The sequence below is a fragment of the Sphingobacterium sp. ML3W genome, assembly GCF_029542085.1.
Classification (GTDB): domain Bacteria; phylum Bacteroidota; class Bacteroidia; order Sphingobacteriales; family Sphingobacteriaceae; genus Sphingobacterium.
On the sequence record NZ_CP107036.1, the window covers coordinates 2,197,001 to 2,213,919 of the forward strand.

At 42.3% G+C, this 16,919-nt stretch carries 11 protein-coding genes; 3 read left to right on the forward strand and 8 right to left on the reverse strand.

All coding sequences use genetic code 11. From position 1 onward, the window contains the following. Window positions 1–29 precede the first annotated feature (29 nt). Window positions 30–248: a hypothetical protein gene (locus OGI71_RS09395; RefSeq protein WP_046672939.1), complete on the forward strand. Its 219-nt coding sequence runs from the start codon at window positions 30–32 to the stop codon at window positions 246–248. Between the two features lie 96 nt (window positions 249–344). Here the strand turns inward: OGI71_RS09395 and OGI71_RS09400 are convergent, their stop codons facing one another. Next, window positions 345–1,523, reverse strand: coding sequence for a thiolase family protein (locus OGI71_RS09400; RefSeq protein ID WP_282255155.1), 1,179 nt, complete (start codon window positions 1,521–1,523; stop codon window positions 345–347). A gap of 383 nt (window positions 1,524–1,906) precedes the next feature. Here OGI71_RS09400 and OGI71_RS09405 point away from each other — a divergent pair, with 383 nt between their 5' ends. Both OGI71_RS09405 and OGI71_RS09410 read left to right on the forward strand, forming a co-directional pair. Next, window positions 1,907–3,085 carry an acyl-CoA dehydrogenase family protein gene (locus OGI71_RS09405; protein ID WP_282255156.1) on the forward strand — a complete coding sequence of 393 codons (1,179 nt, stop codon included), beginning with the start codon at window positions 1,907–1,909 and terminating at the stop codon, window positions 3,083–3,085. A gap of 31 nt (window positions 3,086–3,116) precedes the next feature. Then, on the forward strand, window positions 3,117–5,231 hold the full coding sequence (locus OGI71_RS09410; RefSeq protein ID WP_282255157.1) for a 3-hydroxyacyl-CoA dehydrogenase NAD-binding domain-containing protein: 2,115 nt from the start codon (window positions 3,117–3,119) through the stop codon (window positions 5,229–5,231). 218 nt (window positions 5,232–5,449) lie between these two features. Here the strand turns inward: OGI71_RS09410 and OGI71_RS09415 are convergent, their stop codons facing one another. The 7 genes from OGI71_RS09415 to OGI71_RS09445 form a co-directional block, all read right to left on the reverse strand. Next, complete coding sequence (locus OGI71_RS09415) at window positions 5,450–6,901, reverse strand: bifunctional 2-methylcitrate dehydratase/aconitate hydratase (RefSeq protein WP_282255159.1); 1,452 nt, start codon at window positions 6,899–6,901, stop codon at window positions 5,450–5,452. Window positions 6,902–7,054: 153 nt separating this feature from the next. Continuing rightward, the gene (gene prpC, locus OGI71_RS09420) at window positions 7,055–8,206 is read right to left on the reverse strand and encodes a 2-methylcitrate synthase (RefSeq protein ID WP_282255160.1); all 1,152 of its coding nucleotides are present in this window, start codon (window positions 8,204–8,206) and stop codon (window positions 7,055–7,057) included. A 68-nt stretch (window positions 8,207–8,274) separates the two neighbouring features. Beyond that, window positions 8,275–9,156, reverse strand: a complete 882-nt coding sequence (gene prpB, locus OGI71_RS09425; RefSeq protein WP_282255161.1) for a methylisocitrate lyase — start codon at window positions 9,154–9,156, stop codon at window positions 8,275–8,277. 424 nt (window positions 9,157–9,580) lie between these two features. Beyond that, the gene (locus OGI71_RS09430) at window positions 9,581–11,092 is read right to left on the reverse strand and encodes a SusD/RagB family nutrient-binding outer membrane lipoprotein (protein ID WP_282255162.1); all 1,512 of its coding nucleotides are present in this window, start codon (window positions 11,090–11,092) and stop codon (window positions 9,581–9,583) included. Window positions 11,093–11,141: 49 nt separating this feature from the next. Then, a complete protein-coding gene (locus OGI71_RS09435) occupies window positions 11,142–14,372 on the reverse strand; it encodes a SusC/RagA family TonB-linked outer membrane protein (protein ID WP_282255163.1) in 3,231 nt (1,076 codons plus the stop codon). A gap of 322 nt (window positions 14,373–14,694) precedes the next feature. Beyond that, entirely contained in the window at window positions 14,695–15,315 is a 621-nt protein-coding gene (gene prfH / locus OGI71_RS09440; protein WP_282255164.1) for a peptide chain release factor H, read from the reverse strand. Window positions 15,316–15,321: 6 nt separating this feature from the next. Next, window positions 15,322–16,713 carry an RtcB family protein gene (locus OGI71_RS09445; RefSeq protein WP_282255165.1) on the reverse strand — a complete coding sequence of 464 codons (1,392 nt, stop codon included), beginning with the start codon at window positions 16,711–16,713 and terminating at the stop codon, window positions 15,322–15,324. Window positions 16,714–16,919 lie beyond the last annotated feature (206 nt).

Consider the following 16,919-nt stretch of genomic DNA (forward strand, 5'->3'; position numbering starts at 1 on the left):
TGTTCTAATCGGGCCTAATATGAAACACGATGGAAAAGCTCATTTTCGAAACTAATGCACAACATCCCAGTCTTGTAGACAAGATCAAACAAGCTGTTGAAAAATTAAATGGTATCCATGAATGGAAAATAGATCTGGATTCTATTTACAACCTGTTAACCATTGAAGGCATCCGACTCAATCCGACTGAGATAGAGTCTGAACTTGCACTTCATGGCGTTGAGGCAAGTCGCCTTTATGAGGAATAACCTCAATCAATGTTCTGGCACATTGTCATCAACCAAACAATAGGCTTCGTCCAGATAAGTACTTACTTTTAGATAAATACTTATCTGGACAAAGCATTATAGTTTTTTTATAATCATTCCCGAAGCACCACCACCACCGTTGCAAATTGCAGCAAGTCCTATTGTCCCGCCTTCCTGTTGTAAAATGCTCGTCAAGGTGACAACTATTCTCGCTCCAGAACAACCCAATGGATGACCGAGCGAAACTGCTCCCCCATAAATATTCACCTTACGCATTGGAATATCTAAAATTTTCGCGTTTGCGAGTGCTACAACAGAGAAAGCTTCGTTAAATTCAAAATAGTCAATATCATCTTTCGTTAGTCCAGCCTTTTTCAAGACCTTTTCCGTTACAATAGCGGGACTTGTCGTAAACCATTCTGGCGCTTGTTCTGCATCAGCGTAGGCTATGATTTCAGCTAATGGTTGTAACCCCAGTTCCTTCACCTTCTCAGCACTCATTAATAATACCGCAGCCGCCCCATCGCTTAATGTCGATGCATTTGCAGCCGTTACTGTTCCATCTTTCTTAAAAGCGGGTTTTAATTCGGGGATTTTATCAAAATTGACCTGTGAAAATTCCTCATCCCTGGAGATTATCTGCTCGCCCTTGCGTCCTTGGATAGCGACGGGACTGACCTCCTTGATGAATTTATTCTTCTGCCAAGCTTCCAAGCTTCGTTTATAAGAATTAATGGCATACTCATCCTGTTCGGCCCGACCAACACCATATTTCTCGGCACATAATTCAGCAAAATTACCCATTGGTTCATTTGAATAGGCATCACTTAAACCGTCCCGTTGCAAGCCATCGACGAAACTCTGTCCACCGAACTTGGCACCCCAACGCATTGTGTTCGCATAATATGGAACCCTACTCATGTTTTCCATACCTCCGGCAATGACCACATCGGCATCACCCAACAAAATAGATTGTGCAGCCAAAGCGATAGCTTTCATTCCACTGGCACAGACCTTATTTATTGTAGTCGCTGTTACTTGATCAGGTAAGCCGGCAAGCCGTGCAACCTGACGGGCGGGAGCTTGGCCCAAATCGGCTTGCAGAACGCTACCGATCAGAATTTCATCTACTTGATCTGCAGCAATCCCAGTCTCATCCAATACAGCATGGACAGCATGAGCGCCCAGCGCTGTCGCCGCAACCGATGATAATCCACCTCCAAAACTTCCTATTGGTGTACGCTTTGCCGCAACGATAAATACACTTTTTGACATGTTATTCTGTTTATAATTGTTTTTCCTTGAATTCAATAGGCATGCTACCCGATTCACCTGAGGATTCATCAGCCAAAACTGGTATCATTCCTTTCCTAAAGATAAAAAATATAACACAAACAAGCGAGCCCTCTTATTTTATTTTTTAGGCCAAAACAAAATAAATAGAAAAAAAACAGAGCAAAAAGTTCCCTACATAATCTATTTGACAAAAAATAAACAATAAATATTTGTAGAAAAGCCAACGCTTTTCGCTAAATTCGATTAGACATTCCGCTCTTTATAACGACGGTGATGTTATGCCAAGATAAAGCAAAAGACAAATCGTTTTCAGTCCGCAATCATGTAACTGAAACCAATAACCAAAAGTAAAATAAACAATTATGCAGGCAAGCAAACTCACAGCCGAACATCAGATTTTTCGCGAGACCATTCGGGCATTTATTCACAAAGAAATCATCCCTCATGTAGATCAATGGGAACAGCAGGGTGAAATAGATCGAAGTATTTGGAAGAAAATGGGTGATATGGGTTTTATGGGACTCAACTTCCCGGAAGAATATGGTGGCCTGGACCTAGATTTTTACTATTCGATGATTTTGTGCGAAGAACTATCCTATTGTTTTTCGGGGGGATTCACGATATCTGCTCTGGTCACCCAATACATGTCAGCTCCTTATCTATTAAAATATGCATCTGAGGAGCTCAAGCAACATTACCTCAGACCTGTGATCGCTGGTGATATGGTGAGTGCTGTTGCTATCACCGAACCTGGGGCAGGGTCTGATGTCAAACAGATCAAAACGACTGCCCTCCGATCGGGCGACCACTACATTGTTAATGGCTCCAAAACGTTTATCACCAATGGCTACTACGGCGACTTTTTTATTACTGCAGTTAAAACTGATCCGGAAAAAGGAACAAAAGGCATCAGCCTGTTACTGATAGAAAGGCACGCCGAAGGTGTTTCGGCAAATAAAATCAACAAATTAGGCTGGCATGCCTCGGATACAGCCGAATTGGGTTTTGATCAGGTCAAAGTCCCTGCTTCCAACCTGATTGGAAAAGAAGGTGATGGTTTTCTTTATTTAATGGCCGGATTGCAATTGGAACGTTTGACTGCCGCCATACATAGTCTAGCTACAGCTGATTCCGCATTACAGTACACCCTGGATTATATTGGTCAACGGGAGGCATTCGGTAAAAAGATCCAAGAGTTTCAGGCCATTCGCCACCGCATTGCCCAGATGGCCGCCGATATCGCAACTACAAGGGCTTTTGTCTATCAGTGCTGCGATCTCCAAAACCAAGGTGAATATGCCGTTCAGGATTGTTCCATAGCCAAACTGCAAGCCAGCGAACTTGCCGTAGAGGTCGTAAGCCAATGCCTCCAGTTATTTGGCGGCTATGGATTCACCGAAGATTACAAAATCGCCCGTCTATATCGGGATGTACGGGTCGGGACGATCATTGGCGGAACATCCGAGATTATGCTGGAAATCATTGCCAAGATGACGATTGACAAGGTTAACTATCAATCAAACAAACCCAGCTTAACATAAACATTTTCAACACAAAAAGCAGTTCAGCATAATGAGTTATCAGGTACACCCATTTTTTCATATCGAACAGGACAATCAACATATTGTCACCATAAAACCATTGGCAGACATAGCAACCGAGGAGTCAACAATTCTTGATCGTATACAAGAGTTTGTCGACCTGGTGGCTCGTGTACTAAATGAAAAAGAAGTCCGCGGATTGATCTATACCTGTCCAATAAATACCAAGCAGACCGATTACGTCCGATTATTTGATCAGGTTTCCAATGGTCAACTCGATCCCGAGAGCATACGGAAAACCACATGGAAGGCATTACAATTGAAAGCCTTGGGCAAACCTATTGTATCGATCTTGGATAGCAATTGCACGGGCATCGGTTTAGCAACTATGCTCTGGTCAGACTACCGTATTGCAGGTCCACAGGTCAAAATAGGCTTTCCTGAGAGTAAATTTGGCCTATTTACCGGCTTTGCGACGACTATTACCTTACCTCAACTCATAGGTTCTACTGCTGCGTTGAACCTGTTGACCCAAGCGAAACTCATCTCAAACAAAGAGGCTCTGGAACTGGGTTTAGTGAATGAGGTAACAACGGATATTGAGCAGAGCCTAATGCTGGCAAAGAACTGGATTCTTGAAAATTCAAAAACCACCATTTCCATCCCTGGCCCAGTAGCAGTCTCCGCTGAATTTGAAGAAGCTTGCGCTGCTGCTTTAAAGAAAACAAGAGGATTGTTACCCGGTACTAATGCTATTATACAGTTATTAAAAACAAGCCAATTGCTATCTTTTACTGAAGCTGTGGAATCCGAAACAATGCTATATCATGAGGTATTAAGTGCCCCTGAGCCGCTCCACATGGTCAGAACACTGTATGAAGGAATTCTACAGGCACAACATCGTGACCGTATCAAATCACTCGGTAACTATACGATCAAAAAAATAGGAATTCTGGGTGCAGGTATGATGGGATCCGGCATCGCGTATGAAGCAGCCAAAGCAGGCATTTCCGTTGTTTTAAAAGATGTAAACAGACCTCAGGCAGAGCAAGGAAAAGCTTATTCTACCAAACTTTGCGATAAATTACTTGCACAGGGCCAAATAAACAGCTTGCAACAACAGACGCTTTTAACCAATATTCAACCCAGCGACCAAGTTGCTGATCTTGTCGATGCTGACCTTATTATTGAAGCGGTATTTGAAGACCTGGAGTTAAAAGCTGAAGTAACCCGAGAAAGCCTTCCCTATCTTGCCGAAAATGGTTTTTTCGCATCCAATACAACATCATTGCCCATTACAGCATTGGCTGCCGCAACGGATCGGCCAGCGCGTTTTATCGGCATGCATTTCTTCTCCCCAGTGGATCGGATGCCATTGGTCGAAATTATATGCGGCACACAAACCGATCAGGTAACAATGCAAAAAGCAATCGCAATCGCTTTACGCCTCGGTAAGATTCCCATTGTTGTACATGACGGTCCCGGATTCTTTACATCCCGTATTTTCTTCAACTACCTACTGGAGGCGATCACCATGTTGCTGGAAGGTATTCCTGCAAGTCAGATTGAAGAAGAGGCAATACAGGCTGGATTTGCTGTTGGACCATTAGCGGTACTCGATGAAATTTCATTAGAACTGATGCTGCATGTTTACGATCAGTTTCCAACATTGCATAACAGTCAGCGACGTGCGTATGCCCATTTAAGCAAAATGATTAAAAATGGCAGAAAAGGCAGAAAATCCGGTCATGGATTCTATGATTACGATCCTGTATCCAGAACGAAAACAGTCTGGCAGAACCCCGCACTACCCGCATCAGGCGAATCCCCTTCCTCCGGAATTATACAAAAAAGACTCCTTCATGTCATGGCCCTCGATAGCTACCGTTGTCTCGAAGAAGGTGTATTGGAACAACCTATTGATGGTGATATCGGCTCTATCCTCGGCGTAGGTTACGCAGCACATACCGGTGGTGTATTTGGACATATCGACCTTACAAGCCTTCCTGTCTTTGTACAGGAATGCCAGTCATTTCTACACTTGGGTGAACAATGGGAAGTCCCCCGTTCGTTAATAGAACGTGCGGACAGGAATTTTAAATTTTATACAGGTTTTAGTTCAAATTGGTCGGGAAAGGAATCCTAAATTGAAACAATTATATGTTTGCTAAGAAACAAGTGTATATCAGAAACGGTACTCGAATAACCAGGAAACAATTTCTAAATTGAGCGGAAGCGCTTTAGCACGAACCATCTAGAGCAAACAAGTTGTTTGTATTAGGCTAAAACTCATCCATTAAATAAGATCTCTAAGAAAGTCATTGATCGATAGTAATGCCTGCTATCGATCAATGACATTTTTATTTAGCGGGCAAGGAGATCCATCAGTTCGGATACATCCAGATCAATGAAGGTATCGTAATCCAAAGTCGCCTCGAGCAATTGTTTTTGCTGTTTTTCAGAAAATACACGAGCAAGATTCGTTTTATACTTTTCGATCAATTTAGGAATCCCCTCTTGCCGACGTCTCGGATGTCCAATCGGATATTCCACCACTAGCTCCGGCAATACTGTTCCATCCTTTAATACCACCGTCAGGGCATTTGAGATCGCCCGTTTTTGTGGATCATGATAATCAATTGTAAACTGAGGATCTTCAACACAGAAAATTTTGTCACGCAGTGCATCAATACGTGGGTCCAGTGCAATATGGTTTTCGTAATCCTCCGCTGTCAAACGTCCAAAGATTAGAGGTACGGCAACCATATATTGGATACAGTGATCCCGATCGGCCGGATTATGCAACGGTCCCTTCTTGTCGATGATTCGAATTGCGGCCTCATGTGTACGAATGGTAACACGCTCAATATCATCACTGCTTTTCCCAAACTCTTTTAACTGCTGGTGCAATTGCATTGCTGCTTCGGCAGCGGTCTGCGCATGAAATTCAGCCGGGAAAGAAATCTTAAATAGAATATTCTCCATCACATAAGTTCCATAATCGCGCTGAAATTTAAATGGGTTGCCTTTAAATGAAACGTCATAGAAACCCCATACCGGTGCTGTTAACACAGATGGATACCCCATTTCACCCGTTTGTGCAATTAATGCAAGGCGTACTGCACGCGAAGTTGCATCTCCTGCAGCCCAAGATTTACGGCTTCCTGTATTAGGTGCATGGCGATACGTCCGCAAAGCCTGTCCGTCGACGAAGGCCAATGAAACCGCATTCAGCAATTCGTCTCGACTGAGGCCCAAAAGTTTACCAACAACGGCTGTCGAAGCAACCTTTACCAAAATTACATGATCTAATCCCACTTTATTAAAGGAATTTTCAAGTGCTAATACGCCTTGAACCTCATGTGCCATAATCATCGCTTCAAGCACCTGTTTTGCCTTTAGGGATTTCTCTCCTTTCGCAATCTGTGTTCTGCTCAGCCAGTCCGCGGTAGCCAGAATACCTCCAAGATTGTCCGATGGGTGCCCCCACTCCGCAGCTAACCAGGTATCATTAAAATCCAACCAACGAACGATGGTACCAATATTAAATGCAGCCTGTATGGGATCCAGTTGATAATTCGTTCCCGGTACCTTTGCCCCATTGGGAACAATCGTACCGGGCACAACAGGTCCCAATAATTTGGTACAGGCTGGATAGGTCAGCGCTTCCAACCCACAGCCTATGGTATCCATAAAACAGTAAAAAGCTGTATTCCATGCAACTTTACTTTCTATCTTGTAATTTAATACATAATCCACAATAGACACCAGAACCTGATCTGGCTGTGGTCTTTCATTTGATATCGTTGAACTCATTATTTTTTTTCTTATAAGGCTGTTGTTCTTTTCAATTTATTTTTCCAGGAAGCATCTGCATCAATGATCAGAAAAAATACGGCACTGTTTCTTCAATGCGAGATGCAAACGATTTCTTTCCGTTTTATTTTTCACACTAAACATTCTATTGCACTATCTCGCAGAGATGGGCACGAAAGGTCTGTCATCGGGACCTATATAATTTGCACTTGGCCGAATGATTTTTCCATCTTGACGTTGTTCAAAGACGTGAGCAGACCAGCCCGTGATACGCGAAAGTACAAACAGCGGCGTGAACATTTCGGTTGGAATCCCCATCAAGTGATAAGATACTGCTGAGTACCAATCTAAATTGGGGAACATCCTTTTTTCTTCCCACATCACCTTTTCCAGGCGCTCGGCGATCAGGTAAAGCGTCATATCGCCAGCCTCTTCTGATAATTCCTTGGCGACCTGTTTAATCACCTGATTCCTTGGATCCGAAATGGTATAGACAGGATGTCCGAAACCGATAATAACTTCTTTATTTTCCAGCCGCTTACGAATATCGGCTTCGGCCTCATCAGCATTGGCGTAGCGGCTCTGGATCTCGAAAGCAACTTCATTGGCACCACCATGTTTGGGACCACGTAATGCGCCGATTGCACCAGCAATGCAAGAATACATATCGGATCCAGTCCCTGCAATCACTCTCGCAGTAAACGTGGAAGCATTAAACTCATGTTCAGCATATAAATTAAGCGAAATCTGCATAGCCCGAATCCAGGATTCGGAAGGCGCTTTGCCGTGTAGCAGATGCAGAAAATGCCCGCCCAGGGTAGTGTCATCCGTTTCGACCTGAATTTCGCGTCCATTTTGACTGAAATGAAACCAATACAGTAAAGCCGAGGCCATAGAGGCCATCAGGCGATTAGCGATATCTCTGGCACCAGCCAAAGCATGATTTTCTTTTTCCGGATTCACACTCCCAAAAAAGGACACATAAGTACGCAAGACATCCATCGCATGGGCAGTAGATGGCAACTGTTTCAGCACCTGCTGTACCGTGATGGGCAACCCTCGCTGGCTCAGTAACTGGCTTTGATAAGTCGTTAGTTGTGCCTGTGTAGGCAGGTTGCCGTAAATCAACAGATAGGCGACTTCTTCAAAGGAGGCCTGATGTGCCAGATCTAAAATATCATAGCCTCGATAATGGAGGTCATTACCACTTTTTCCAACAGTACTCAAGGCTGTATTTCCGGCAGGAACACCAGAAAGTGCTACGCTTTTTTTGGGTTTAAAACCAGTATCGTTTGTCTCTTTCATCGGAATATATTATTTATTGGCGTGTATCTTAAACAGTAAAGTACGCGCCTGCATTCGGTTTGAAATTCTTATGATTTAGTATTGAACAATTGATCCAGGCGATCTTCGTAAGCATAGTAATCTATGCTCCGATACAACTCATCGCGTGTCTGCATGCGATCGATGACAGCGGCCTGACCACCATCTTTCCGGATATGCTGATACACATCAGTTGCGGCCTTATTGGCTGCACGGAATGCCGATAAGGGGTAAAGCACAATGGACACATCCGCATGTCGAAGTTCATCAAGATTAAACAAAGGTGTCTGCCCAAACTCCGTAATGTTGGCAAGTATCGGAAGCCCGGTTATTCTGCTGAACTGCATATATTGATCCAGATTATGTACGGCTTCTGCAAAAATAAAATCAGCACCAGCTTCTTTGTAGGCGACAGCACGTTCTAGAGCCCGATCAAGTCCTTCTGAAGCAAGCGCATCGGTACGTGCGCCAATGACAAAATGAGGATCCGTCCGGGCATCCACAGCAGCTTTCAGGCGATCGACCATCTCATCTTTTGAAACCAGCTCCTTTCCTGGCCGGTGACCACAGCGCTTGGCTCCCACCTGATCTTCCATATGTACGGCCGCAGCCCCGGCTTTAATCAAGCTTTTTATGGTACGTGCAACATTAAAGGCCGAAGGTCCAAAACCGGTGTCAATATCGACCATTAAAGGGAGCTTACAGACATTTGTAATGCGCTCCACGTCAATTAATACATCTTGAAGCGTTGTGATACCCAAATCAGGTATACCGAGCGATCCCGCAGCAACACCGCCTCCGGAGAGGTAGATAGCTTTAAAACCAGCTTGTTCAGCCAAAAGCGCATGGTTTGCATTAATGGTTCCAACAACCTGTAAGGGCTTTTCTTGCTTAATTGCTTCCTGAAAAAGGAAGCCTGGAGAATCTATCATATCATTGAAATTTGAAATTCCACAGTCCATAAGTTCTGCAAGAAAAAATCCTTCCAGAGCCCACAAACAGTATCTAAGTTTATTTTAGTTTGAACAATAAATAATTCGATCGTTCATCCTAAAGATACTAATTATCACGTCATATCAGCAAATTATTTTCTACATTTTAAGACTTTAGCAGAAGAAAATATGGGAACAGAATATTTCCTCTGGATATTGAATAAAATCTTTTAGATGTTATCTTAGTACGCCAAGCTGACTGATGCCTATTCGAATATAGGGTGATCGTCCAAAAATTCTTTTCGCTAGATCGCTTTATATGTTTAATTGTAAAAACGAGCAAAGCCCTAATCAGGAATGATCAGAGCTTTGCTGTTTTATTAAAATTTAAATTAGGTTGATTTTTATATTAACTATAGGCCTATTAATTTTTTCCATTATTTTTTGCCCACCACAAACGTTTTCCCCAGTTGTAATCGACAGTCCCTGCTTCGGCGGCTTTAACATTTTCAGTATTATATAAGTACTCATTATTTGGATACGGTAATCGCCACGGTTGGTCAGTATGAGGGGTTTCAAAATTCTGAATTTTCGAAGGATAATTTGTACTAGGAATCCCCGTTCTTCTATACAAACTCCAAGCTTCATAGTTTTCTTTAAATAAGGCCACCCACATATCCCAATAGATGCGATTTTTGGTTCCATCAAATTTACCTGATCCTGCGAGGTATGTGGCAATAGCCGCTCCAGCTATATTATTATCTTCCATCGATAGGGTAACTGCTTTTTCATAGGCCTCTTTCGCCGATATTCCAACATTATACCCCGATAAAGCGGCTTCTGCCAACATATAATAGGTTTCACAAGCCCTATAAAACGGAACTGCTCCAGCAGGATCGTTAATATAATGTTCACCAATCCAAGAAATCGAACTCAGAGGAGATGGATTCGTCAAAGAACCATTTACAAACCCCACATACTTACCTTCATTATTTTTCCGTGCAACCGATGCAATTCTTGGATCTTTTGTTGTATTTAAATGATCAATAAAAATATCGAACATCCCCCAGTTATTGAGACGATTGCCATTGATACCGGATTCATACCAGGGTTCCATATAAGGTAAGGTTCCAGGGAAAGCTACTTCACAATTTTCCGCATTTGTTTCAATTAATGGGTATTTAGCGCTATTTCCAGCAATTTCCTCAATAGTGGATTTCGCTAAAGCAGGGGCTACGGCAGAAATACGCATCGCTATCCGCAAACGAAGTGAATTACAAAACTTTTGCCATTTCAACATCTCAGCTTTACGCGCATCCTCCCCAGTTTCTTTTGTTCCGTATATAATATCATACTCTCCAATTTCATCAGTACCAATACCACCGGCCAATTCATCAGCTAAAGTCTTAAGATCCACCAATACCGCCGGAAAAATATCCTCCTGTTTGTCATATTTTGCTTTCAAAACAGAACCGTCTTCAGGACGCCCTTTAAAAGCCTCTGAATATGGGATATCGCCCCAACCATCTAAAAGGTATGACCACATATAATTATTCCATATACGGGCTACAATTCGAATATTTTTAAAACCAGCGGCTTTATCATCCGTTTTCTTCAGCAAATCATTCATCTGTGTGATATTATAATAACATGCTGCCCAACGATTGCCATAGGAGTTGTTCGTTGGTATCAATCCTGAAAGATTGTCCGGATATTGAATTTTGACAATATATCCCGCGAAGGTGCCATAACCATCTACGTCACCGCCAAATTGATCGGCAGCATTTCGCAGCACATTGACCAGCATATTTTGTGGTGGGACATCTTTCAACGCATCGGGATCCGTATTAATTTCCTCAAAATTCTTGGTACATCCTGAGACCAAAAGAATTGCTAAAAGAGGCGTATATTTTAGTTTTTTAATAAAAGTATTCATAACCATAAATTGTTTTAGTACCTTCTAAATTTTAAATTCTGTAAAAGGATTAAAATGTAAAACCAAGCTTAAGACCTATACTTCTTGAATTCGGGACAGAGGCTTGTTCAAAACCTACTCCACGTGAATCACTTGATACCCCGCCGCCTTCTGGGTCCAAACGCATGGTATTGGTTTTATGTACCCAAAGCAGTGCCAAATTGGTTCCGGTAAGAGAAACATGTGCACGTTTAATACCCTTGAGTCTACTGTAAAGATGTTTTGGCAAATTATAAGTAATATAGGCCTCTCTCAATTTCAGAAACGAACCATCAAAAACATACATTTCTGCAATACCACCATTTTCATACCAATCCTGCGCGCTTGTCTCGATGGTATTTTCAACCCAATTATCGCCAACTTTCATGGCGAATCGTTCATTTTTCATTACATCTTTACCCGCAATGATTGCTCGCTCGCGTATACCATCGATAGCTGTGATTTCAGCAATACCGGTTGTATAACCATGTGACATAGTTTGCGACCAGATATCCCCACCTTTTCTGAAATCAAGCATAAATCCAAATCTAAAATCTTTAATGGTAAAATCATTGCGCATCGATGCTAGGAAATCAGGCACTACATTACCAATAGCCTGAGCATCCAACGGCTTTGATACCAACCCATTAGCCCCTACTTTTATAGCTCCTTTCATTGGACCATCTTCCACACGATCATAGCCTGGTCCGACTAACGTTCCCCATGGTCGGCCGACCGATGCCATGTTTGAAATCCCCCATGTCCAGCCTAATCTGAGATCGTTCAAATCCAATTCAGGATACAGTTCGACGACTTTATTTTTATCCTTGGAGAAATTTACGGTTGTGGTCCAATTTAATCCCCCTTCCCGTTTGAGGATATCGCCTCTTAACTGAACTTCAATACCCTTACTTCTGATTTCGCCAGCATTTAAGAAAATGTTACTAAAGCCAACAACATTTGATGTGGGTACGGAAAGTAATTGTTTTTTATTGATTTTTTGATAGTAAGTAAGATCTAGGTGCAATCGATCCTTAAACATGCCCAGCTCGGTTCCGATTTCATACGAGGTAATCGCCTCGGGCTCCAAACCTTCAATAGCATAGGTCATACTTTTGTACATCTGAGATAGGTTATTAAAGGCATCTGTCTGTGCATAATAGTAATTCCCATTCTGATACGGACGGGTCGCATTCCCCACTTTCACCAAGTTAAATCGTAACTTCCAAAAATTGAGGTAATCGCTTTTTAACCCTTCAAAACTAGCCGTTGGTATCCAGCTCAAACTTGCTGCAGGATAAAAAAATGATTTTTTTAAGGTTGAGGACCAATCGTTACGTGCGGTCAAATCTAAATACAATTGATCTTTCCAACCTAGATTGGCTTGCCCGTACAAAGAATTGGAACGGCCTTTGGCATGATCCATAAAGGTATAAGCATCACCAATTTTGTTGGTGATTGTATAAACACCCAATACATTGAGTGCTTTTGCTCCGAGGGTATTTGTTTCAAACTGATAATCCCGATAATTTGCACCTAAAATTCCCGTTAAACTAAGATCTCCAAATTGTTTGTTGAAGTTTGCAATAAAATCTGCATTGAAATCCGAATTACTATTTTTGGTTTCATTGAACTTACCATCCCTATTATCAAAATTGAAGTATGTCGATTCAAAAATATGTGTATTGTAATAATCCAGTCCAACCCGACCTTCAAATTTTAAGAAGTCAAAGGGTTGATAAAACAAGGATGTCTTTCCAAAAATACGGTTCATTTTAAGCGCATTCCGAGATTCGTGCATTGTATAAAACGGATTCATGTGATAAGCCGAATTCCAGTTGTAATACGTATAATTTCCCTGTTCATCACGCTGGTCCCAATTATTTTTTAGATCTTGCATGTCAACCTGTCGGCCAAACCAGATCAAGCCATTCATTGGATTTGCACTGTCATAGCCCTGCATTACCAAATTATTACTTTCAGTACGTGTAAAGTTAGTCATGATGTCGTATGAAACTTTATCGCTGATTTTGTAATCGTTATTTAATTGTGCGGTATATTTTTTCTGGTCTGTATTGGGGACTGTTCCTCGCTGATCTCTAAAAGAAATGGATGCACGAGTCGAAGAACGGTCTGTTTTCGACAGCAACGAAATATTATGATTTTGAGAAAAACCCGTTTGGAAGAATTCTTTCACATTATTTTTATGGGAATTCCAAGGCGTAGCTTGTCGTACCCCATTCACAACAGGACTATTGAATTGCGGGATTAATAATCCCATATCCATCCGGGGCCCCCAAGACTCATCAATTCCGTCGTTAACTCCGTCATTTCCGGTTCCATCGAGATAACTGAACGAATTTTTCAAAACATAATCTTGATACGATAATCCGTCGCCGTTAGTTTTAAAACTGTATTCGTCTCCCCGAGATCCTTGACCGTATAAGTTTTGATATTTAGGTAAATTGGCAGCTCTATCAATAGAAAAATTTCCGTCATAGGAAATTTGCACACCATTTTCACCACGCTTTCCAGATTTTGTAGTGATCATAATAACACCTGCACCAGCACGCATACCATAGATTGCTGCCGCCCCTCCTTTTAAGACGTTGATACTTTCTATATCATCTGGATTAATATCGTTCAATCCAGATCCGTAATCCACACCAGTGTATGTATTATCCCCCGTACGTTGCGCGTCATTTGTAATTGGAATACCATCTACAACGACCAACGGCTGTTGATCCTTTTGTAATGACGTATTTCCACGAATAGAAATCCGCGCTGAAGACCCAATGGCACCCCCAAATTGATTTACCTGAACACCAGCCACTTTGCCCGCCAATGCACCGGTAAGACTATGTTGTCCGGCATCGGTCAATTCCTTTGCGTTTACGTTCTGCGTGGCATATCCCAGGGATTTTTTTTCCCGTGTAATTCCAAGCGCAGTAACCACGACCTCATCCAAATTTTCCGTAAGGGATTGCAGTGTGACGTTGATGACGGTTTGATTATTAATCTGTACTTGCTTTGACTGATAGCCTATCGCACTTACGTTTAAGATAGTTCCATTGGTATAAGTCAACGAAAAACCGCCATCAGCACCTGTCTGTGTGCCTGGGCCGCCCTTAATAGATACGGATACGCCCGGAATGGCTTTCCCATCCTGATCCACTATCTTTCCTTTGAGTGCTGTTTGAGCATAGAGCGCAGAACATACTAGTATATTGGATGCCAGTATCGCAATACTTCTTTTGTTCATAAGTTAGTTTCTAAGAGTTAGTTTTAAAATGTTTTTACTAAGCCAATTTATATAAATATTAAAGTACAACACAAGAGTATATTAACCAGTATTGCCCACATCTTAACATCAAATGTTAAATTATTTTCACTAGACTTGGATAATTGAAAAATAGGCTATCCAACAAGCATCAAATGCTCCCTTATCGTACCCCTTAATAGACTGAAATCACTACGTCTGGGTAAAAATTAAGCCCTGATCATGGATGACCAGGGCTTAAACAGATTATTTACCGATACAAAGAAATTCAGATTGCCACCATCTCTAGTCTATGGAGAAATGATCATTGTTCTTTAAATTTATGTCCAAAGAATATACGCTTTGAATTACCTCTTTCAATAGCAACTTGGTCCATCCAGTGCTGATTTTCCACAGCAGCCTTTTTCAATTGTTCAAGCGCCATCAGCTGTTCTTCCAAACGCAAAACAGCAATTTCTCTATTTTGCAATTGGGAACGAGTATCCATTACCTGCACCATTAATCCCGTAGGAAGATGGGTCGCTCGGACAGCCGAGCTCACTTTATTCACATGCTGTCCCCCGGCACCACTGCTACGCATGGCTTTGAATTGCACATCTTTCAGGTTCAGTTTTGCTGCACTTTTTGCCGGATACCAGTCCTTCAACTCCACAAACCAATTTTTACGTCGATGGTTTGGTCGAAAAGGACTTTGACAAATCCAGCAGATTGTACCTATCCAACGGTCCCTGAATACTCCGATTTCTCTACCGGTCAATTTTAACACAATTGAGCACGGCAACCCATCTATTTTCTCTACTTCCACTGTCTCGATCTGTACGGCATATTGATCCGCTTCTGCCAGTATTCTTTCCAAAACCAGTTGAACGGCTAAATTACACTCTCTAGGACCTCGTCCTGAACTAATTAAAATATACTTTTCCATCCCGCCTTATTTATCCATACGAACAATCTTCGGTCTGAATGTCCCAAGTACATTAACCAACTCATTTTGCAAGCCCATTACACGATGTATATCTTTATAGGCATGTGGAGCTTCATCCAGCGCCCCACCAATTAACTCCACACCATGCTTTTCCAATTCTTTGAGCATGGCACTTTTGGTGAGGCTACTTTTACAGGCAGCGCGGGACATTATACGTCCAGCACCATGTGAAGCCGATTGGATACTCAAAGGATTCCCTCGCCCCTCAACAATAAAACCCGGTGCGGTCATAGATCCCGGAATAATTCCCAATTCTCCCTGTCCTGCCGGGGTTGCTCCTTTGCGATGCACAATACATTCCTTTCCATCGACCATTTCCCGCCACGCAAAATTATGGTGGTTTTCAATTGTCAACACAGGGCGTTCACCCAAAGCTTTTGCCAAGCGCCTATGGATATCCTCATGGCAGGCTTGAGCATAATCACCGGCTAGGTTCATTGCTAGCCAATACTCCTGACCTTCCTGGGTATCCAGATTCAACCAGGCTAAATGTTGTACATGACGTGGTAGAGGGCATTGCTTTGCGGCTAAATTTGTATACTGTTTAGCGATATTGGCTCCCAAGCCACGGGATCCGCTGTGTGACAGGACCGCCAGATAAGCCCCAGGGTTAATCCCCCACTCGGAACGAACCTGATGTAATTCAACCACACCGAATTCTACAAAGTGATTTCCACCACCCGAAGTTCCAAGCTGCCTATAAGCCTTATCCAACAGTGATTTCAACAAAGGAATATCTTTAAATTCCGATCTGCTAAAAATAGCATGGTCCTGTTTCTCACGATGTGTATCGTACATACCGAATCGGGTATTCTCCTTCAGTATATTGCGCAACTGGAATTCTCGCCCTTTGAAATAACTCGCAGGTAGGTCAAAGATAGACAGACTCATTCGACAGCCAATATCCACACCTACTCCATAAGGTATTACGGCATTATCAGTTGCTAGCACCCCGCCAATAGGCAAACCATAACCCATGTGTGCGTCTGGCATCAATGCTCCTTGGCACGCTATAGGCAGCTTCAAGGCCTCATACAACTGCCTTTTGGCTTGCTCATCAATTTCATTTTCACCAAAGATGGTAAATGGCGCCATTTGCTTACTGAGCTGTTGCTTGCGTGCCTCAACCGGTTGAATCAAACCTTCAGCAAGCTTGGCCCAAACAGCATCTTCTCTAAATTTTTCAGGCGCTTCGAGCACCTTCTTTGCTTCCAAAAGGATGTTTTCTTTCTTTTCTCCTCTTCGGTAACGTGTGATTAGCCCTAAGGCTACATTCATTATATTATTCTGTGGAAAACCGATTTTAATAAGGTCTTTCCCCGATAATTTACTTCCCATATTCTTTTTAAAAAAAACTTAATATACTGTCCTATCCATCTCAGGGATAGACCATTTAAATATTCGGGTTTTCTTTTTCTTGAATAGCTATTTGCCAGCTGCCAGAGCTTTGTATTTTGTATAATGAACAAAACGGTTACGAACCATCTTCATTGATGCACATAATGGTCCATACGATATGCCATAGGCCGGTCACAATGTGTCTC

Excerpts from the sequence above, each read along its gene's own strand:
- OGI71_RS09415 (WP_282255159.1), bottom strand. The coding sequence starts at position 6,901 with ATGAGTTCAACGATATCAAATGAAAGACCACAGCCAGATCAGGTTCTG.
- OGI71_RS09395 (WP_046672939.1), top strand. The coding sequence starts at position 30 with ATGGAAAAGCTCATTTTCGAAACTAATGCACAACATCCCAGTCTTGTA.
- prfH (WP_282255164.1), bottom strand. The coding sequence starts at position 15,315 with ATGGAAAAGTATATTTTAATTAGTTCAGGACGAGGTCCTAGAGAGTGT.
- OGI71_RS09410 (WP_282255157.1), top strand. The coding sequence starts at position 3,117 with ATGAGTTATCAGGTACACCCATTTTTTCATATCGAACAGGACAATCAA.
- prpB (WP_282255161.1), bottom strand. The coding sequence starts at position 9,156 with ATGATAGATTCTCCAGGCTTCCTTTTTCAGGAAGCAATTAAGCAAGAA.
- OGI71_RS09445 (WP_282255165.1), bottom strand. The coding sequence starts at position 16,713 with ATGGGAAGTAAATTATCGGGGAAAGACCTTATTAAAATCGGTTTTCCA.
- OGI71_RS09430 (WP_282255162.1), bottom strand. The coding sequence starts at position 11,092 with ATGAATACTTTTATTAAAAAACTAAAATATACGCCTCTTTTAGCAATT.
- OGI71_RS09400 (WP_282255155.1), bottom strand. The coding sequence starts at position 1,523 with ATGTCAAAAAGTGTATTTATCGTTGCGGCAAAGCGTACACCAATAGGA.
- prpC (WP_282255160.1), bottom strand. The coding sequence starts at position 8,206 with ATGAAAGAGACAAACGATACTGGTTTTAAACCCAAAAAAAGCGTAGCA.
- OGI71_RS09435 (WP_282255163.1), bottom strand. The coding sequence starts at position 14,372 with ATGAACAAAAGAAGTATTGCGATACTGGCATCCAATATACTAGTATGT.
- OGI71_RS09405 (WP_282255156.1), top strand. The coding sequence starts at position 1,907 with ATGCAGGCAAGCAAACTCACAGCCGAACATCAGATTTTTCGCGAGACC.